At 70.6% G+C, this 19,149-nt stretch carries 17 protein-coding genes; 8 read left to right on the top strand and 9 right to left on the bottom strand.

All coding sequences use genetic code 11. The features are described from left to right. The first annotated feature begins 101 nt into the window (after positions 1 to 101). Both gabT and PS467_RS29550 read left to right on the top strand, forming a co-directional pair. Complete coding sequence (gene gabT, locus PS467_RS29555; protein WP_311037765.1) at positions 102 to 1,451, top strand: 4-aminobutyrate--2-oxoglutarate transaminase; 1,350 nt, start codon at positions 102 to 104, stop codon at positions 1,449 to 1,451. A gap of 102 nt (positions 1,452 to 1,553) precedes the next feature. Next, positions 1,554 to 2,456: a phosphatase PAP2 family protein gene (locus tag PS467_RS29550; protein ID WP_311037764.1), complete on the top strand. Its 903-nt coding sequence runs from the start codon at positions 1,554 to 1,556 to the stop codon at positions 2,454 to 2,456. 97 nt (positions 2,457 to 2,553) lie between these two features. On the opposite strand, the gene PS467_RS29545 is transcribed toward PS467_RS29550, so the two are convergent. The 7 genes from PS467_RS29545 to PS467_RS29515 form a co-directional block, all read right to left on the bottom strand. After that, entirely contained in the window at positions 2,554 to 4,011 is a 1,458-nt protein-coding gene (locus tag PS467_RS29545) for an NAD(P)/FAD-dependent oxidoreductase (RefSeq protein WP_432280646.1), read from the bottom strand. A gap of 18 nt (positions 4,012 to 4,029) precedes the next feature. After that, entirely contained in the window at positions 4,030 to 4,824 is a 795-nt protein-coding gene (locus tag PS467_RS29540; RefSeq protein WP_311037763.1) for an ABC transporter permease, read from the bottom strand. Beyond that, positions 4,824 to 5,735, bottom strand: coding sequence for an ABC transporter permease (locus PS467_RS29535; RefSeq protein WP_311037762.1), 912 nt, complete (start codon positions 5,733 to 5,735; stop codon positions 4,824 to 4,826). The genes PS467_RS29540 and PS467_RS29535 overlap by 1 nt, the downstream gene beginning before the upstream one ends. Further along, positions 5,732 to 6,883 (bottom strand): ABC transporter ATP-binding protein, encoded by a 1,152-nt coding sequence (locus tag PS467_RS29530; protein WP_311037761.1) that lies wholly within the window; start codon positions 6,881 to 6,883, stop codon positions 5,732 to 5,734. The genes PS467_RS29535 and PS467_RS29530 overlap by 4 nt, the downstream gene beginning before the upstream one ends. A 20-nt stretch (positions 6,884 to 6,903) precedes the next feature. Next, positions 6,904 to 8,151, bottom strand: a complete 1,248-nt coding sequence (locus PS467_RS29525) for a polyamine ABC transporter substrate-binding protein (protein WP_311037760.1) — start codon at positions 8,149 to 8,151, stop codon at positions 6,904 to 6,906. A 90-nt stretch (positions 8,152 to 8,241) separates the two neighbouring features. Next, entirely contained in the window at positions 8,242 to 9,762 is a 1,521-nt protein-coding gene (locus tag PS467_RS29520; RefSeq protein WP_311037759.1) for a gamma-aminobutyraldehyde dehydrogenase, read from the bottom strand. Positions 9,763 to 9,958: 196 nt separating this feature from the next. Then, positions 9,959 to 10,402 carry a DUF4190 domain-containing protein gene (locus PS467_RS29515; RefSeq protein WP_268974696.1) on the bottom strand — a complete coding sequence of 148 codons (444 nt, stop codon included), beginning with the start codon at positions 10,400 to 10,402 and terminating at the stop codon, positions 9,959 to 9,961. Positions 10,403 to 10,518: 116 nt separating this feature from the next. Here PS467_RS29515 and ybiA point away from each other — a divergent pair, with 116 nt between their 5' ends. Next, positions 10,519 to 11,145 carry a riboflavin biosynthesis intermediates N-glycosidase gene (gene ybiA / locus PS467_RS29510; RefSeq protein WP_311037758.1) on the top strand — a complete coding sequence of 209 codons (627 nt, stop codon included), beginning with the start codon at positions 10,519 to 10,521 and terminating at the stop codon, positions 11,143 to 11,145. Here the strand turns inward: ybiA and PS467_RS29505 are convergent. Further along, positions 11,091 to 11,789, bottom strand: coding sequence for a DUF4190 domain-containing protein (locus PS467_RS29505; protein ID WP_311037757.1), 699 nt, complete (start codon positions 11,787 to 11,789; stop codon positions 11,091 to 11,093). The two genes, ybiA and PS467_RS29505, sit on opposite strands and share 55 nt — an antisense overlap. Before the next feature lie 352 nt (positions 11,790 to 12,141). Here PS467_RS29505 and PS467_RS29500 point away from each other — a divergent pair, with 352 nt between their 5' ends. Both PS467_RS29500 and PS467_RS29495 read left to right on the top strand, forming a co-directional pair. Next, positions 12,142 to 13,164 (top strand): adenosine deaminase, encoded by a 1,023-nt coding sequence (locus tag PS467_RS29500; RefSeq protein ID WP_311037756.1) that lies wholly within the window; start codon positions 12,142 to 12,144, stop codon positions 13,162 to 13,164. Next, entirely contained in the window at positions 13,161 to 13,850 is a 690-nt protein-coding gene (locus tag PS467_RS29495; protein ID WP_311037755.1) for a glycerophosphodiester phosphodiesterase, read from the top strand. Before PS467_RS29500 ends, PS467_RS29495 begins: the two co-directional genes overlap by 4 nt. A 150-nt stretch (positions 13,851 to 14,000) precedes the next feature. Here PS467_RS29495 and PS467_RS29490 read toward each other — a convergent pair whose 3' ends face one another. Next, a complete protein-coding gene (locus PS467_RS29490) occupies positions 14,001 to 15,452 on the bottom strand; it encodes a gamma-aminobutyraldehyde dehydrogenase (RefSeq protein WP_268974691.1) in 1,452 nt (483 codons plus the stop codon). A gap of 178 nt (positions 15,453 to 15,630) precedes the next feature. Here PS467_RS29490 and PS467_RS29485 point away from each other — a divergent pair, with 178 nt between their 5' ends. The 3 genes from PS467_RS29485 (at position 15,631) to PS467_RS29475 (ending at position 19,135) form a co-directional block, all read left to right on the top strand. Next, the gene (locus PS467_RS29485) at positions 15,631 to 16,104 is read left to right on the top strand and encodes an Lrp/AsnC family transcriptional regulator (RefSeq protein ID WP_030834287.1); all 474 of its coding nucleotides are present in this window, start codon (positions 15,631 to 15,633) and stop codon (positions 16,102 to 16,104) included. A 2-nt stretch (positions 16,105 to 16,106) separates the two neighbouring features. Then, entirely contained in the window at positions 16,107 to 17,504 is a 1,398-nt protein-coding gene (locus PS467_RS29480; protein WP_311037754.1) for an aspartate aminotransferase family protein, read from the top strand. A 155-nt stretch (positions 17,505 to 17,659) separates the two neighbouring features. Further along, entirely contained in the window at positions 17,660 to 19,135 is a 1,476-nt protein-coding gene (locus PS467_RS29475) for a sodium:solute symporter family protein (protein ID WP_311037753.1), read from the top strand. Positions 19,136 to 19,149: the final 14 nt, after the last annotated feature.

The raw sequence follows: 19,149 nt of genomic DNA, 5'->3' as shown, positions 1-19,149 counted from the left end.
CGGACAATGCGGCATCCGCACCGCTCCCGAACGGAACATGCCTCCTCCGTCGCCGCACCCCTAGCCTGCGACTAAGACCCCTGTTTTCCCTGGAGCCCCTCATGACCGAACTGTCCGGAGGCCCGTCCCTCCCCCAGGAGCGCCGCGTCGTCACCGCCATTCCCGGCCCGAAGTCGCAGGAGCTGCTCGCCCGTAAGAACGCGGCGGTCGCCGGTGGGGTGGGGAGCGTGCTGCCGGTCTTCACCGTGCGTGCGGGCGGCGGTGTGATCGAGGACGTGGACGGCAACTCGCTGATCGACTTCGGTTCCGGTATCGCCGTGACCTCCGTCGGCTCCTCCGCCGAGGCCGTCGTGCGACGGGCGGCCGCGCAGCTGGCGGACTTCACGCACACATGTTTCATGGTCACGCCGTACGAGGGCTATGTGGAGGTCTGCGAGGAGCTGGCCCGGCTCACGCCCGGTGACCACGCCAAGAAGTCGGCACTGTTCAATTCGGGCGCCGAGGCGGTGGAGAACGCGGTGAAGATCGCCCGTTCGTACACCAAGCGCCAGGCGGTCGTCGTCTTCGACCACGGCTACCACGGCCGGACCAACCTCACCATGGCGCTCACCGCCAAGAACATGCCGTACAAGCAGGGCTTCGGCCCCTTCGCGCCCGAGGTCTACCGCGTTCCGCTCGCCTACCCCTACCGCTGGCCGACCGGCCCGGAGCACTGTGCCGAGGAGGCCGCGGCGCAGGCCATCGATCAGATCAGCAAGCAGGTCGGGGCGGAGAACGTGGCCGCGATCGTCATCGAGCCGGTCCTCGGCGAGGGCGGCTTCATCGAGCCCGCCAAGGGCTTCCTGCCCCAGATCGCCGAGTTCGCCAAGGCCCATGGCATCGTCTTCGTCGCGGACGAGATCCAGTCCGGCTTCTGCCGCACCGGCCAGTGGTTCGCCTGTGAGGACGAGGGCATCGTGCCGGACCTGATCACCACCGCCAAGGGCATCGCGGGCGGTCTGCCGCTCGCCGCCGTCACCGGCCGCGCGGAGATCATGGACGCGGCGCACTCCGGCGGGCTCGGCGGCACCTACGGCGGAAACCCGGTGGCGTGCGCGGCGGCGCTCGGCGCGATCGAGACGATGCGCGAGCTGGACCTCAACGCCAAGGCCAAGCGGATCGAGGAGGTCATGAAGGGCCGCCTCGCCGCGCTGCGGGAGAAGTACGACATCATCGGCGACCTCCGCGGCCGCGGCGCCATGATCGCCATCGAACTGGTGAAGTCCGGCACCAAGGACCCCGACCCCGAGGCCACGGCCGCCGTCGCCAAGGCCTGCCACTCGGCCGGGCTGCTGGTGCTGACCTGCGGAACCTACGGCAATGTGCTGCGCTTCCTGCCGCCGCTGGTGATCGGCGAGGACCTTCTGAACGAGGGCCTGGACATCCTCGAGGGCGCCTTCGCCGAGCTGTGACTGTGAGTGCTCGATGGGTGGAGTGAAGAAGATGTGCGGGGCCGATGACAGGTGGGTGATCGGTCTGTCCGGCGCGGCCGCGCTGCCGTACGGTCATTCCAGATGAGAGAAACACCCCGCTCGCAGGGGACTGCGGGCGATGCCGAGCCGGTGCTTCCCCAGCCCCGACCCGGCTGTGCCCTCGCGCACACCACTGGAGCCTCCGGCTCCGGATCTCCTCACCGATCGGACGGCCGCCCGCCCCAAACCCCCCGGGGCGCGCGGCACACCGGTCACCACGGCGGCCCCGGAACCACCCCCCCTGTTCCGGGGTCGCCGACTGTCCTCTCCCCCTCCACGCCATGGGCCCCCTCCACGCCATGGGCCCCTTCCACGCCATGGGCGTCGTTCGTCACACCCCTCGCCCTGATCGCGTCGCTCGCGCTGCTCGCGCTGTGCACCTGGCAGATCGCCGCCCATGGCCCGCTGCGGACCTACGACGAACGCCTCGGCCGCGCGATCGCCGGCTCGCCGTTCCCCTCCCCCGTCGCCGAATTCCTCGCCGACCTCGGCAATACGGCGGTGGCGGTCCCCGTCCTCGCCGTCGCCGTCGGCTGGGTGGCGTGGCGCGCCCGGCGCGCGGGGGCGCCACGCTGGTGGCTTCCGCCGCTGACGGCCGCGGTGGCGATGGTGGCGGTCCCGGCGCTGGTCGTTCCGTTCAAGGCGCTGGTGGACCGCCCCGGCCCGCCCGGCCCGCTGGCGGGCGAGACCGGGTTCTTCCCCTCCGGCCACGCCGCGACGGCCGCCGTCGCCTACGGCGCGGCCGCGCTGCTCCTCCTCCCCCTCCTGCGCCCGCGGCTGCGGCGGCCCCTCCTGGCGGCCGTCGCCGTGCTGAACCTCGCCGTGGCGGCCGGGCTGGTCCGGTGTGGCTACCACTGGCCGCTGGACACCGTCGCGAGCTGGTGTCTGTCCGGTCCGCTGCTGTGGGCCGTGCCGCGGATGAGCCGGCTGAGGGGCGGCGGCTGAGCCACGGCGGTGGCTGAACCACGGCGGCTGAGCCACGAACACGACCGAACTTCAGATCGCCCGCGCCTCACCCCGTCCGTGCCCGCACCTCAGCACCTCAGCTGTCGAAGCCCAGCCCCACCTTGTCCATGGCCTTCAGCCACAGATTGCGGCGTCCGCCGTTCTCGTCGGCCCGTGTCATCGACCACTGGGTGATCCCGATGCCCGCCCATCGCACCGGCTCCGGCGGGAAGGGCAGCGGCTTGCTGCGCACCATCTCCAGGCGGGTGCGCTCGGTGCGCTCCCCGGCGAGCAGATCGAGCATCACCTCGGCGCCGAAGCGGGTCGCCCCGACACCCAGGCCCGTATAACCGAGGGCATACGCCACTCGCCCCCCGTGAGCGCCGCCGAAGAACGCGGAGAAGCGTGAGCAGGTGTCGATGGCGCCGCCCCAGGCGTGGCTGAAGCGCACGCCCTCCAGCTGGGGGAAGCAGCGGAAGAAGTGCTGGGCGAGGGTGCGGTAGGTGGCGGGGTGGTGGTCGTATTCGGTGCGGACCCGTCCGCCGTAGCGGTAGACGATGTCATAGCCGCCCCACAGGATGCGCCGGTCGGCGGTGAGCCGGAAGTAGTGGAAGTGGTTGGCGGTGTCGCTGAGCCCCTGTCGTCGCCGCCAGCCGATCGCGTCGAGTTGTTCCGCGGTGAGCGGTTCGGTCATCAGCGCATGGTCGTAGACGGGGGCGATGTAGGGGCGGACGCGGCGCACCAGGGAGGGGAAGGCGTTGGTGGCGAGCGCCACCTGGCGGGCGCGGACCCGGCCGTAAGGGGTGCGGACGGCCATCGCCGCCCCGGTGCTCGCCAGCCGTTCGGCCGGGGTGTGTTCGTAGATCCGTACGCCCATTCCGGCGCAGGCCCGCGCCAGGCCCCAGGCCAGTCGGGCGGGGTGCAGCATGGCCACGCCCCGGCGGTCCCAGAGCCCGGCCAGGAAGGTGGGCGAGTCGACCTCGGCGCGCACCGCGTCGCGGTCGAGGAACTCGGGCGGCTCGACGCCGAGGGCGGCGGCCTGTGCGGCGGTCTCGCGCAACTCCGCCACCTGGTGAGGTGCGGTGGCCACATCGATCTCGCCGGTGCGTTCGAAGTCGCAGTCGATGCCGTAGCGGTCGACGGCGGACTCGATGGCGTCGAGGTTGCGATGGCCGAGCCGTTCGAGTTCGGCCAGCTCCTCCGGCCAGCGGGCGGCGCCGTTGCCGAGGCCGTGGGTGAGGGAGGCGGCGCAGAAGCCGCCGTTGCGTCCGGAGGCGGCCCAGCCGATCTCCTGGCCCTCGACCAGCACCACCTCGCGGCCGTGGTCGCGCTCCTTGGCGATCAGGGCGGTCCACAGTCCGCTGTAGCCGCCGCCGACGACGAGCAGATCGCAGTGCTCGTCCCCGACGAGGGCGGGGCGGGGACGGGGCCTGCCGGGGTCGTCCAGCCAGTACGGCCGGTACGCGGCGTCGGCCAGGGCCTTCAGAGGGAACGAACGGGACGGGACGGGGGCGTCGGCGCCCCCGGACGAGCGGGTCATGGCGTCCGGGGCCATGGTTCTCAGCTCCTGTTCTCAGCTCCTCTTGCGGCGGGCGCCGACCAGTTGGCCGACGAGGACGCACACCACCGCGACCGCGAACATCGCCGTGCCGATCACATTGATCTGTACGGGCGTACCGCGCTGTGCGGATCCCCAGACGAACATGGGGAAGGTCACGGTCGAGCCGGCGTTGAAGTTGGTGATGATGAAGTCGTCGAAGGAGAGCGCGAAGGACAGCAGCGCGCCCGCGGCGATACCGGGCGCGGCGATCGGCAGGGTGACGCGCGCAAAGGTCTGCGCCGGGGAGGCGTAGAGGTCCTGGGCGGCCTGTTCCAGCCGGGGGTCCATGGACATCACCCGCGCCTTGACGGCCGTCACCACGAAGCTCAGGCAGAACATGATGTGGGCGATGAGGATCGTCCAGAAGCCGAAGCCCACGCCCATGTTGAGGAAGAGGGTGGCCAGCGAGGCGGCCATGACGACCTCGGGCATCGCCATCGGCAGGAAGATCAGGCTGTTGACGGCGGGGCGGGCCCGGAAGCGGTAGCGGGCCAGCGCGAAGGCGATCATCGTGCCGAGCACGGTCGCGCCGATCGTCGCCCACACCGCGATCTTCAGGCTCAGGGAGAGCGAGCCGCACAGGTCGGCGACGCCGCACGGATGGGTCCAGGCGTCGGTGGAGAACCGCTGCCAGGCGTAGTTGAAGCGGCCGTTGGGCTTGTTGAAGGAGAAGACCAGGACGACGACGTTGGGCAGGAGCAGATACGCGAGGGTGCCGAGTCCCGCGAGGACCACCAGGTTCCGTCGTATCCAGCGCGTCAGGGCCATCACACCAGGTCCTCCGTCCCGGACGTGCGGATGTAGACGGTGACCATCGCGAGGATCGCCGCCATGAGGATGAAGGACAGCGCCGCGGCCGTCGGATAGTCCAGTACCCGCAGGAACTGCGACTGGACGACGTTGCCGATCATCTTCTGGTCGGTGGAGCCCAGCAGTTCGGCGTTGATGTAGTCGCCCGCGGCCGGGATGAAGGTGAGCAGCGTGCCCGCCACGACCCCCGGCATGGACAGTGGGAAGGTCACCTTCCGGAAGGTGGTGACCGGCCGCGCGTAGAGGTCCCCGGCGGCCTCGTGCAGCCGGCCGTCGATGCGCTCCAGGGAGGTGTAGAGCGGCAGGATCATGAAGGGCAGGAAGTTGTACGTCAGTCCGCAGACCACCGCGAGCGGTGTGGCCAGCACCCGCTGTCCCTCGGTGATCCCGAGGTGCGCGGTGACGTCCAGGACGTGCAGCGAGCCGAGCGCGCCCACCACCGGGCCGCCGTCGGACAGGATCGTCTTCCAGGCGAGGGTGCGGATGAGGAAGCTGGTGAAGAACGGCGCGATGACCAGGATCATCAGCAGATTGCGCCAGCGGCCCGCCCGGAAGGCGATGAGATACGCGAGCGGATAGCCGAGCAGCAGGCACAGCACGGTGGCGGTGGCGGCGTACAGCACCGAGCGCAGGAACTGCGGGTAGTACGCGCTCAGCGCGTCCCAGTAGGTCGAGAAGTGCCAGGTGACCTTGAAGCCCTCTTCGAGTGAGCCGGTCTGGACGGAGGTCGACGCCTGGTAGACCAGCGGCGCGGCGAAGAAGACCAGCAGCCAGAGGATGCCGGGGAGCAGCAGCCAGTACGGCACCAGCCGCTTGCGGACGGCGTTCTCGCGGAGGGGCGTCCGCGCGGCGCGCCGGGACACGCTCATGGGGCCTCCTCGTCCCGCTCCGTACCCGCGTCGATGTTCTGCGCCGCGTCGAGGCCGAAGGTGTGGGCGGGGTTCCAGTGCAGGACGACCTCGGCTCCGGGTACGAGGCGGGCGTCGCGCTCGATGTTCTGCTCGTAGACGGCGAGTTCGGGGCAGCCGGGGGTGGTGACGGCGTATTGGGTGGAGACGCCGATGAAGCTGGCGTCGGCGATCCGGCCGGTGAGCCGGTTGCGCCCCTCGGGAACGGTGTCGGCGTCCTCGGCGTGGGTGAGGGTGATCTTCTCGGGACGCACCCCCACCAGCAGCTTCCCGCCCGTGCGGACGGGGGCGCTACATCGGTCGGCGGGCAGCGAGAGCCTGCCGCCGGGGGCGGTGAGGACGAGGTCACCGCCGCTTTTGTCGGTGACCTCGGCCTCGATGAGGTTGGAGGTGCCCAGGAAGTTGGCGACGAAGGTGGTGCCGGGGTTCTCGTAGAGCTCGGCGGGGGCGCCCCGCTGTTCGACCCGGCCGCCGTTCATCACCGCGACCGTGTCGGCCATGGTCATGGCCTCCTCCTGGTCGTGGGTGACATGGATGAAGGTGATGCCGACCTCGGTCTGGATGCGCTTGAGCTCCAGCTGCATCTGACGGCGCAGCTTGAGGTCGAGCGCGCCCAGCGGCTCGTCGAGCAGCAGCACCTGGGGGTGGTTGATCAGCGCGCGGGCGAGGGCGACGCGCTGCTGCTGGCCGCCGGAGAGCTGCTGCGGTCTGCGGCGGGCGAAGTCACCGAGCTGGACCAGTTCCAGCATCTCGCCGACCTGCTTCCGCACCGATGTGATGCCGCGCCGGCGCAGTCCGAAGGCGACGTTCTCGTAGATGTCGAGGTGCGGGAAGAGGGCGTAGCTCTGGAAGACCGTGTTGACCGGCCGCTTGTAGGGCGGGAGGCCGGTGACGTCCTTACCGGCGAGGCGGACCGTGCCGGTGGTGGGTTCCTCCAGGCCCGCGATCATGCGCAGGGTGGTGGTCTTGCCGCAGCCGGAGGCGCCGAGCAGGGCGAAGAAGGAGCCGGCGGGTATGTGCAGATCGAGCGGGTGGACGGCGGTGAAGGACCCGTAGGTCTTGCTGATCCGGTCGAGCCGGACGTCGCCGCCGGAGCTGGGCTGGGTCATGGGGTGCGCTTCCTCGCTTGTCAGGCGCCGGTGAGCTTGGCGAACTTGTCCTCGAATGCCGCCTCTTCCGTGCTCGACAGTGAGCGGAAGGCATGGGACTTGGCGGCCATCTCGTCGTCCGGGAGGATCAGCGGATTGTCCGCCAGCGCCTTGTCGATCTTCGCGAGTTCGTCGCGTACCCCGTCGACCGGGCAGACGTAGTTGATGTAGGCGGCGATCTTCGCGGCGACCTCGGGCTCGTAGAAGTAGTCGATGAGCCGTTCGGCGTTCCTCTTGTGGCGCGCCTTGGCCGGGATCAGGAGGTTGTCCGTGGCCGTCATATAGCCGGCGTCGGGGATGGCGAACGCGATCTCGGGGTTGTCCGCCTGGAGCTGGATCAGATCCCCGGCCCAGGCCATACAGGCGGCGAGATCCCCCTTGGTGAGGTCGCCGGTGTAGTCGTTGCCGGTGAAGCGGCGGACCTGGCCCCGGTCGGCGGCCTTCTGGAGGCGGGCGATCGCGGCGTCGTACTCGTCGGCGGTGACCGTCTCGGGGCGCTTGCCCATGTCCAGGAGGGTCAGCCCGACGGTGTCGCGCATCTCGGTCAGCAATCCGACCCGGCCCTTGAGCTTCGGGTCGTCCAGCAGTTGAGAGACGGAGGTGACCTTACGGCCGCCGGTGGCCTTCTTGTTGTACGCGATGACGGCGGGGATACCGGTCCACGGGTAGGAGTGGACGCGGCCCGGGTCCCAGTCCGGGGCGCGAAAAGGTTTCGCCAGGTTGGTGTAGGCATGGGGCAGCTGGGCGGCGTCCAGGGGCTGTATCCAGCCGAGCCGGATCATCCGCGCGGCCAGCCAGTCGGTGACGCACATCAGGTCGCGGCCGGTGTCCTGACCCGCGGCGAGCTGCGGCTTGATCTTGCCGAAGAACTCGACGTTGTCGTTGATGTCCTCGGTGTACTTCACCGTGATGCCGGTGCGGCGCTGGAACTCATCCAGGGTCGGGTGGCGGTTGCCCTTGCCGACGTCCATGTACTCGGTCCAGTTGGAGAAGACGACCTTCTTCTCCTCTGCGGAGTGGTCATCGGCGGAGTTGTCCGCCTCGGTACGCCCGGCGGGCGGGATTCCGCAGCCGCTGAGCGTCCCGAGCCCGCCGACGGCGATCGCCCCGGCGCCTCCCGCGCGCAGCAGGGAGCGGCGGGTGACCGCCATACGGCCGCTGGTCAAGGAGCGCCGTATCGCGGCCGTCTGAGGTGGGGACAGGCTCTCGGGCTCGTGCCGTGCATCCATGGGCTGTGCCTTTCGAGGGTGTTGGCCGGTGGCGGCCGGCCGAGGCCACGGAGGGGCGGGCCGCGCGTTCAGGTCCGCCGGCCCCCGCCGTCAGGTCCGCCGGTCCCCGAAGACCGTGCGGTGCCAGTCCTTGCGGACCACCGCGGTGTTGTCGACCATCACATGCTTGACCTGCGTGTACTCCTCGAAGGAGTACACCGACATGTCCTTGCCGAAGCCGGAGGCCCGCATCCCGCCGTGCGGCATCTCGCTGATGATCGGGATGTGGTCGTTGATCCAGACGCAGCCCGCCCGGATCTCCCGGGAGGCGCGGCCCGTCCGGTAGACATCGCGGCTCCAGGCGGAGGCGGCGAGACCGTAAGGGGTGTCGTTGGCGAGTGCGATGCCCTCGTCGTCACCGTCGAAGGGGAGGACGACCAGGACCGGGCCGAAGATCTCGGACTGGACGATCTCGCTGTCCTGGGGCGCGCCGGTGATGAGCGTGGGCCGGTAGTACGCGCCCTTGGCGAGTGCGCCGCCCGGGGCGGCACCGCCGGTGACGATAGTGGCGTAGCCGCGGGCCCGGTCCACGAAGCCCGCCACGCGGTCGCGCCCGGCGTGGGAGACCAGCGGGCCGAGGTCGGTGTGCGGGTCGAACGGGTCGCCGAGCCGTACGGACGCCATGAGATCGGCGACCGCGGCGATGAACGCCTCGTACAGCGGGCGCTGCACATACGCGCGGGTGGCCGCGGTGCAGTCCTGTCCGGTGTTGATCAGCGCGCCCGCGACGGCGCCGTGCGCGGCGGCCTCCAGGTCGGCGTCGTCGAAGACGACGAAGGGTGCCTTGCCGCCGAGTTCGAGATGGATGCGCTTGACGGTGGAGGCGGCGAGGGCGGCGACGCGTTTGCCGACCGCCGTCGATCCGGTGAAGGAGGTCATCGCCACGGCGGGGTGGGAGACCAGGTGCTCGCCCGCCTCGGGGCCGGTGCCGCTCACCACGTTGACCACACCGTCCGGGAGGCCCGCCTCGGTGGCCGCCTGAGCGAACATCAGCGAGGTCAGGGGCGTCAGTTCGGCGGGCTTCAGCACGATGGTGTTGCCCGCGGCGATGGCCGGGAGGACCTTCCAGGCGGCCATCTGGAGGGGGTAGTTCCAGGGCGCGATGGAACCGATGACCCCAATGGGTTCGCGGCGGACGTACGAGGTGTGGTCGCCGCTGTACTCGGCCGCGGCCTTGCCTTCCACGTGGCGGGCAGCGCCCGCGAAGAAGGCGGTGTTGTCGATGGTGCCGGGCACATCGAACTCGGTGCTGAGCTTGATGGGTTTGCCGCACTGCGACGACTCGGCATGGGCGAGGTCGTCGGCCCGCGCGGTGAGCGCCGCGGCGAAGCGGTGCAGGGCGTCGGACCGCTCGCCGGGCGTGGCGCCCGCCCATACGGGAAAGGCCGCCTCGGCGGCGGCCACAGCGGCGTCGACATCGGCCGGACCGGCGAGCCGGTAGTCGAACACCCGCTCGCCGGTGGCCGGATCCACGACCTGGTACGTGTTCTCGGAGCCGCCCTGGCACAGCCGGCCCGCGATGTACTGCGCGCCCTCGGCGAACCGCTCCGTCACATCGAACCGCTGATCCATCGCGTGCTCTCCTCCGCCGGTCCGCCCAGGGCGGGCGGCGTAGCTCCAACCGGAATCGAAGGCCGATCCTGACAGAGAGCCTTCGCTTCAACAAGGGATTCCGTTGTTGCTTTTTGGTTTCGCGACGGATTCAGTGATCAGAACCCGGATGGGAAGCGCGGACGGGAAGCTCGGACGGCGAACTCGGACTCTCGGACTAGAAGATGGAGTCGAGGGCGGCGTCCAGCGCCGCGAGGTAGATCGCCGGGAGCACCATGCCGATGATTCCGCAGACCAGACCGGCGGTCGCCGAGCCTCCGTTGTTCGCCTCCCCCCTGCCGACCTTCCCCTTGCCGACGGCGCCGAAGATGATCGCCAGGATGCCGAGGATGATCGCGAAGACCCACAGGAAGTAGGTGATCCCGCAGACCAGGCCGACGATGCCGCAGACCAGCGCGGCCGTGCCCATGCCGTTGTTCATGTGCATCGGCGTTCCGGCTGCCCCGGGGTAGACGGGCGGCGCGGCGGGGTAGCCGGCCCCGGGGTACTGCGGCGGCTGGGCCGGGTACTGCGGTGGCTGGGCCGGCGGCGTGGGCGTGGCGTAAGGATTGGCTTCGGCGTCGTACGGTCCCTGCTGCGGACCGGGCGTGCTGCTGGACATCGTCGGTCTCCCCTCCTGATGAACGTCCGGGCAATGTTATGAGCACGACTTATCCCTGGGCAGCTCAATTGCCCAGGTCGGCGGCGCTGTCGGTGGCGGATGCGAGAATCCCGGGCATGGAGACGAACGGGGCGGCGGAATCGGTTGCGGCGGACGGGGGTCCCCGGTCGGTCGAGGAGCTGGTCGAGCGGACGGCGCGTGGTGAGCGCGTCAAGTACCTCTGGTTCTGGGGCCATCGGCCCCGGCCGGACGGAAGCGTGGGTTCGGGGTGTTTCAGCCAGTGGTGGCCCTCGCCGTTCACCGTGGACGGGATCACCTATGCGACGGCCGAGCACTGGATGATGGCGGGCAAGGCGCGGCTGTTCGGCGACGCGGAGGCCGAGCGGCGAGCGCTCGGCGCCTCCCACCCCAAGCAGGCCAAGGACGCGGGCCGCGCGGTGCGCGGCTTCGACGAGGAGACGTGGCGGCGCCGTCGCTTCGATCTCGTGGTCGAGGGCAATGTGCACAAGTTCGGCCACCACCCCGAGCTGCGCGCCTATCTGCTCGACACGGGATCGCGGGTGCTGGTGGAGGCGAGCCCGGTGGACCGGGTGTGGGGCATCGGACTCGCGGCGGACGACGAGCGGGCGGCGGATCCCGCCCGCTGGCGCGGGCTCAATCTGCTGGGCTTCGCGCTGATGGAGGCGCGTCAGCGGCTGATATCGGCGAGCGGGAGCACCACCGCGGCCGGGGCCTTGGCATAGCCCGGATCGTCACCGTTGTCCGAGTCGTCGTCCGAGACGGCGACATAGACGAAGAGCATGGCGACGCTCGCCACCACGGCGACCACTCCGAGGATCACCCCGGCGAGCGCCGAACCGCCGTTGTTCGCCTCGCCCCTGGCCGCCTTGGCACGGCCGAGCAGCCCGAAGATGATCGCGAGCACACCGAGGATGATGCCGAAGGCGACGCTCGCGAAGAGGATCAGGCCGATGATGCCGAGCACCAGGGCGGCCGTGCCATGGCCGTTGTTCGGCACATAGGTGCCACCGGGCCAGCCCTGGCCGTACGCCCCGGCGGGGTAGGCGGCACCGGGATAACCGGAACCGGGGTAGGCGGTGCCCGGGTAGCCGTAGCCGGGATGGCCGGCCGCCGCGCCGTACGGGGCCTGCTGGTAGGACGCGGGCGCCTGCTGCCCGTAACCGTTCTGCCCGTACCCGGCCTGGCCGTATCCGTTCTGCCCGTATCCGGGCTGGCCGTGGCCCGCCGGTCCGTACGGCCCGGACGGGTAGGCGCTCGGGGTGCCGGGGCCGGTCGGCGCGGGCGGCGGCGGGGGCACCGCGCTCGGCGGGGGCACGGAGCCCGACGGCCGTACGGGGCTCGCCGGGGGCGGGGGCGGCGCAGGCATCGGCCTCGGCATGGCGGGGTGGGAGGTGAGCGTCGGCTGCTCGGCCACCGCGGGCCGGGGAGCCGGTCGGCCCTGTTCGCCTTGTCCGCCTTGTCCGCCCCTCGTGCCGTTGTCCGGTCCGTCCTGCGCGACCCGCTGCGCCGGCGGAGCCCAGGGATCGCGGTCCCGCGGCTCGGGCTTCGGCTGCCCGGGTCGCCGCGGCTCATCCTGCGGCTCGGACGGGTCGTGCTGGTCGGCCATGGAGCTCCCCCACAAAGACGTCCGCCCATGCTACGGCCTGTGGCCGGCCCGTCGGCGCCACCCAATACGATGACCGGAACCCGCCGTCGGCGGCCGTCTTACGGAGGTTTCGTTGGCCGATCTCACCACCTTCATCGCCGGACTGCCCAAGGCGGAGCTGCATGTGCACCATGTGGGGTCCGCGTCCCCGCGCATCGTGGCCGAGCTGGCCGCCCGCCACCCCGACTCCAAGGTGCCCACCGATCCCGAGGCCCTGGTCGACTACTTCGTCTTCCGGGACTTCGCGCACTTCGTGGAGATCTACCTCTCCGTGGTGGACCTGATCCGCGACGCCGATGACGTCCGGCTGCTGACCTACGAGATCGCCCGCGACATGGCCCGGCAGAACATCCGCTACGCCGAGCTGACCGTCACCCCCTACAGCTCGACCCGGCGCGGCATCCCGGACACCGCCTTCGTCGAGGCGATCGAGGACGCCCGTAAGGCCGCCGAGGCGGAGTTCGGCACCGTGCTGCGCTGGTGCTTCGACATCCCCGGTGAGGCCGGCCTGGAGGCCGCCGAGGAGACCACCCGCATCGCCTGTGAGCTGCGCCCCGAGGGCCTGGTCGGCTTCGGCCTCGGCGGCCCGGAGATCGGGGTGCCGCGCCCCCAGTTCAAGCCGTACTTCGACCGGGCCATCGCCGCCGGGCTGCGCAGCGTGCCGCACGCGGGCGAGACCACCGGGCCGCAGACGATCTGGGACGCCCTCACCGAGCTGCGGGCGGAGCGTATCGGCCACGGCACCAGCGCCGTGCAGGACCCCAAGCTGCTCGCCCATCTCGCGGAGCACCGCATTCCGTTGGAGGTCTGCCCGACCTCCAACATCGCCACGCGCGCCGTCGCCACCCTCGATGAGCACCCCCTGAAGCAGATGGTCGAGGCCGGCGTGCTCGTCACGATCAACAGCGACGACCCGCCGATGTTCGGCACCGACCTCAACACCGAGTACGGGGTCGCGGCCCGGCTGCTCGGCCTGGACGCGGCGGGCGTCGCGGCCCTCGCGAAGAACGCCGTCGAGGCGTCCTTCCTGGACGCCGAGGGCAAGGCGCGGCTCACGGCGGAGATCGACGCCTACACGGCGGTCGCCGGCCGATGAGGGCGGCGGGGGCGGGGTGCGTCCCGGTCGGCCACCGCGGCGACCCGTATGTGTGCCGGGAGAACACCCTGCCCTCGATCCGCTCCGCGCTGAGCGCGGGCGCCGGCGCGGTCGAGATCGACGTACGGCTGACCCGGGACGGCGTCCCCGTGTTGCTGCACGACGCCACGCTGAAGCGGCTGTGGGGCCAGGACCGGCCGCTGTCCGGGCTGACCGCCGACGAGGTGCGGCAGCTGACCGGAGGCGGCGTCCCGACCCTGCGCGAGGCCCTCGCGTGCGCCGGCTCGGCCCGGCTGCTGATCGACCTGCCGGACGCCTCGGCCGCGCCCGCCGCCGTCGCCCAGGTCCGGGAGAGCGGGGCGGGCGACCGGGTGTACTACTGCGGCGCCCTGGCGGCCCTGCACGCCGTGCGCCGCGCGGACCCGGACGCCGAGATCGCGCTGACCTGGACCACGCTCGCCCCGCCGCGTCCGACCCTGCTGGCCGCGCTGCGCCCCCGGTGGCTCAACTACCGCTTCGGGCTGGTCTCCCGGGAGCTGGTCGCCGGCCATCACGCCGACGGGCTGCTGGTCTCCGCCTGGACCGCCGACACCCGGCGGTCGATGTCCCGGCTGCTGGGGGCGGGCGTCGACGCCATCACCACCAACCGGGTCGGCGCCCTGGCGGCCCTTCTGCTCAGCGGCTGACCGCGCGCCCCCGCCCAGCGTCGTGCCACCGCACGCCGTGCACCGGGGAGCCCGGACTCCCCCACTGGGGCATGACAGGTGACCCTGCCATGCCCCAGTGACACGCACCGGGCGCCAGACCGGGCGACGGACCGGGTGCGGCCGCGGGAATCAGCCCAGCGATGTCATGACGTGCTTGATGCGGGTGTAGTCCTCGAAGCCGTACGCCGAAAGATCCTTTCCGTAGCCGGACTTCTTGAAGCCGCCGTGCGGCATCTCGGCGACCAGCGGGATGTGGGTGTTGATCCAGACGCAGCCGAAGTCCAGCGCCTTGGACATCCGCATCGCGCGGGCGTGGTCCTTGGTCCACACCGACGACGCCAGCGCGTACTCCACGCCGTTGGCGTAGGAGACCGCCTGCTCCTCGTCCGAGAAGGACTGCACGGTGATGACCGGGCCGAAGACCTCGTGCTGGATGATCTCGTCGTCCTGCTTGAGCCCGGAGACCACGGTGGGCGCGTAGAAGAAGCCCCTGTCGCCGACCCGGTGGCCGCCCGCCTCGACCTTGGCGTGCGCGGGGAGCCGGTCGATGAAGCCGGAGACCTGGGCCAGCTGGTTGGCGTTGTTCAGCGGGCCGTACAGCACGTCCTCGTCGTCGGGCGCGCCGGTCTTGGTCTCGGCGGCGGCCTTGGCCAGCGCGCTGACGAACTCGTCGTGGATCGCCTCGTGGACCAGCACCCGGGTGGCGGCCGTACAGTCCTGGCCCGCGTTGAAGAAGCCCGCGACCGAGATGTCCTCGACCGCCTTGGGGATGTCGGTGTCCTCGAAGACCACGACGGGCGCCTTGCCGCCGAGCTCCAGATGCACCCGCTTGACGTCCTTCGAGGCGCTCTCCGCGACCTGCTTGCCGGCCCGCACCGAACCGGTGATGGACGCCATGGCGGGCACGGGGTGCTCGACCATCAGGCGCCCGGTCTCGCGGTCACCGCAGATCACGTTGAACACGCCCTGCGGATGGCCCAGCTCCGCCAGCACTCCGCCGATGATCTCGGCGATCAGCACGGTGGAGGCGGGCGTGGTGTCCGAGGGCTTGATGACGACCGTATTGCCCGCCGCCAGCGCGGGGGCGAACTTCCATACGGCCATCATCATCGGGTAGTTCCACGGCGCGACCTGGGCGCACACCCCGACCGGCTCACGTCGGATGATCGAGGTGAGCCCCTCCATGTACTCGCCGGCCGAGCGGCCCTCCAGCATCCGGGCCGCGCCCGCGAAGAAGCGGATCTGGTCGATCATCGGCGGGATCTCCTCGTCCCGCGTGAGACCGAGCGGCTTGCCGGTGTTCTCGGACTCGGTGGCGATCAGCTCCTCCGCCCGCGCCTCGAAGGCGTCGGCGATCTTGAGCAGCGCCTTCTGCCGCTCGCCGGGCACCAGGTCGCGCCAGACCGGGAAGGCGGCCGCCGCGGCGGCCATCGCCGCGTCGACGTCCGCCGCGCCCGAGAGCGGCGCGGTGGCGTAGGGCTCGCCCGTGGCCGGGTTGACCACCTCCGTGGTCCGCCCGTCCGCGGCGTCCCGGAACTCTCCGTCGATGTAGTTGCGCAGACGACGCAGTTCGGTGGTCACGTGCCACCCCTCCTGTCAGCTGTCCGATGGGTGAGACACCCACAGTAGTCGCCGAGGCTGCGCTTTCGACATACCCGCCACACCAGAACGACGGAATCAGTGTTTTAGCGATCCCAAGACGACGAAATTCATCAATGAAGGCTTGCGACACGGGCGAGGCTCGTGCACAGTGAGGGTCGTGGCCACACCTGACAAGAACGGCACGCCGTCCCTCGACTCCGTATCCCTGGCGATCATCGAGCAGCTCCAGGAGGACGGTCGACGGCCGTACGCCGCCATCGGAAAGGCCGTGGGGCTCTCCGAGGCGGCCGTGCGGCAGCGCGTGCAGAAGCTGCTCGACCAGGGCGTGATGCAGATCGTCGCCGTCACCGACCCGCTGACCGTGGGGTTCCGGCGGCAGGCGATGGTCGGCATCAACGTCGAGGGCGATCTCGACCCGGTCGCGGACGCGCTGACCGCCATGGACGAGGTCGAGTACGTGGTCGTCACCGCGGGCTCCTTCGATCTCCTGATCGAGATCGTCTGCGAGGACGACGACCACCTCCTCGAAACGATCAACAAGCGGATCCGCACGCTGCCCGGTGTGCGCTCCACCGAGAGCTTCGTCTACCTCAAGCTCCGGAAGCAGACCTATACCTGGGGAACGAGATAGCCATGAGCGCCGACCTCTCCGCCGATCTCTCTGCCGACCGCTCCGCCGACCTCTCCTCGACGGCGTACGACCACCTGTGGATGCACTTCACCCGCATGTCGTCGTACGAGAACTCCCCCGTGCCGACGATCGTGCGCGGGGAGGGCACGTACATCTACGACGACAAGGGCAAGCGGTACATCGACGGCCTGTCCGGCCTGTTCGTGGTCAACGCGGGCCACGGACGGGTCGAGCTGGCGGAGACGGCCTCCAAGCAGGCCCAGGAGCTCGCCTTCTTCCCGGTGTGGAGCTACGCCCACCCCAAGGCCGTCGAACTCGCCGAGCGGCTCGCCGGCTACGCCCCCGGCGACCTGAACAAGGTCTTCTTCACCACCGGCGGCGGCGAGGCCGTCGAGACCGCCTGGAAGCTGGCCAAGCAGTACTTCAAGCTCACCGGCAAGCCCACCAAGCACAAGGTGATATCCCGCGCCGTGGCCTACCACGGCACCCCCCAGGGAGCCCTGTCGATCACCGGACTGCCGGGGCTCAAGGCCCCGTTCGAACCGCTGGTCCCCGGCGCCCACAAGGTCCCCAACACCAACATCTACCGGGCTCCGGTCTTCGGCGACGACCCCGAGGCGTTCGGCCGCTGGGCCGCCGACCAGATCGAACAGCAGATCCTCTTCGAGGGCCCGGACACCGTGGCCGCGGTCTTCCTGGAGCCGGTGCAGAACGCGGGCGGCTGCTTCCCGCCGCCGCCCGGGTACTTCCAGCGGGTCCGCGAGATCTGCGACCGCCATGACGTGCTGCTCGTCTCGGACGAGGTGATCTGCGCCTTCGGCCGGCTGGGCACGATGTTCGCCTGCGACAAGTTCGACTACGTCCCGGACATGATCACCTGCGCCAAGGCGATGACCTCCGGCTACTCCCCGATCGGCGCGTGCGTCGTCTCCGACCGGCTCGCCGAACCCTTCTACCAGGGCAGCAACACCTTCCTGCACGGCTACACCTTCGGCGGCCATCCGGTCTCGGCCGCGGTGGCCCTGGCCAACCTCGACATCTTCGAACGCGAGGGGCTCAACCAGCATGTGCTGGACCACGAGGCCGCGTTCCGCTCCACCCTGGAGCGGCTGCACGATCTGCCGATCGTCGGCGATGTCCGGGGGAACGGTTTCTTCTACGGCGTGGAGCTGGTGAAGGACAAGGTCACCAAGGAGTCCTTCGACGCGGAGGAGACCGAGCGGGTCCTCTACGGCTTCCTCTCCAAGGCGCTGTACGAGAACGGGCTGTACTGCCGGGCCGACGACCGCGGCGACCCGGTCGTCCAGCTGGCCCCGCCGCTCACCGCCGACCAGGCGCTCTTCGACGAGATCGAGCAGGTGCTGCGGACGGTGCTGACGGAGGCGTGGACCAAGCTCTGACGCCCGCGCGCCCGCATGCTCCCCGGGGACGCGGTCGTTCATGGGAGTGGGGGGAACGTGCCCTTCCCGGGCGCTCCGGCGACACCTAGGGTCTTCCCGCGCGTCCGCGTTCCCCCGGCCGCCACCCGCCCCCCGCCGGACCGAGGAGCACCGCCATGACCGCCGTCGACTACACCGTGATCGTCGTCTATCTCGCGGGCATGCTCGCGCTCGGCTGGTGGGGGATGCGCCGCACCGGTTCCACCAGCGACTTCCTGGTCGCGGGCCGGCGGCTGGGGCCGGTCATGTACTCCGGGACGATGGCCGCGATCGTGCTCGGCGGCGCGTCCACCATCGGCGGTGTCGGGCTCGGCTATCAGTACGGGCTCTCCGGCGCCTGGATGGTCCTCACCATCGGCCTCGGACTGCTGGCGCTGTCGGTGTTCTTCTCGGCGCGCATCGCCCGCCTCAAGGTCTACACCGTCAGCCAGATGCTGGATCTGCGCTACGGCGGCTCCTCCGGGCTGATATCGGGCATCGTGATGTGGGCCTACACCCTGATGCTGGCCGTCACCTCGACCATCGCCTACGCCACCATCTTCGATGTGATCTTCGGCCTGGACCGGGTCGTCGCCATCGTGCTCGGCGGGGCGATCGTGGTCTGTTACTCGACGCTCGGCGGCATGTGGTCGATCACCCTCACCGACATGGTGCAGTTCGTGGTCAAGACGGTGGGCGTGCTGCTCCTGCTGCTGCCGGTCGCGGTGGTGAAGGCGGGCGGCTTCGCCGCGATGAGGTCCGAACTCCCCCACGGCTATTTCTCCCCCATGGACATCGGCGGCCGGACCGTCTTCACCTATGTGCTCATCTACTCCTTCGGCATGCTGATCGGCCAGGACATCTGGCAGCGGGTCTTCACCGCCCGCGACGACCGGGTCGCCCGCCTCGGCGGCACCGCGGCCGGTACGTACTGCCTGGTCTACGCGGTCGCGGGCGCGGTCATCGGCACGGCGGCGAAGGTGCTGTACCCCGAGCTGGGCGCCCCGGACGACGCGTTCGCGACCATCGTCGAGGACGCCCTCCCGGTGGGGATGAAGGGGCTGGTGCTGGCCGCCGCGCTGTCGGCCGTGATGTCCACCTCCTCGGGTGCGCTCATCGCCTGTGCGACGGTGGCGAACAACGACATCTGGGCCCGGCTGCGCGGACGTACGCTCCGTACGAACGGCACCTCCCAGGACGAGGTCGGCGGCAACCGCGTCTTCATCCTCGTCATGGGCCTCGCCGTGATCGGCATCTCCGTCGCGCTCAACGACGTCGTCGAGGCGCTGACCGTCGCCTACAACGTGCTGGTCGGCGGGTTGCTGATGCCGATCCTGGGCGGGCTGCTGTGGAAGCGCGGCACGGGCGCGGGCGCGCTGGCCTCGGTCGCCGTCGGCGGCCTTACGGTCGTCGCGCTGATGGCGTGGCAGGGCGTCCTCGCCAACGAGCCCATCTACGGGGGGCTGCTGGCCTCGCTGGTGGCGTATGTGGCGGTCAGCCTCGCCACGAAGCCCACCGACGCGGCGATCCTCGACGTGTGGCGCCGCCGCCTCGCCGGTGAGCCGTCCGCCGCCGCCTCGGAGACCGCCGGCCCGGCCACCGCGGGCGCCTGACGCCCCGTCGCCTC

Origin of the sequence: Streptomyces luomodiensis, from assembly GCF_031679605.1 — a bacterium.
GTDB lineage: Bacteria > Actinomycetota > Actinomycetes > Streptomycetales > Streptomycetaceae > Streptomyces > Streptomyces luomodiensis.
This window is presented reverse-complemented; position numbering and strand designations above follow the sequence as displayed.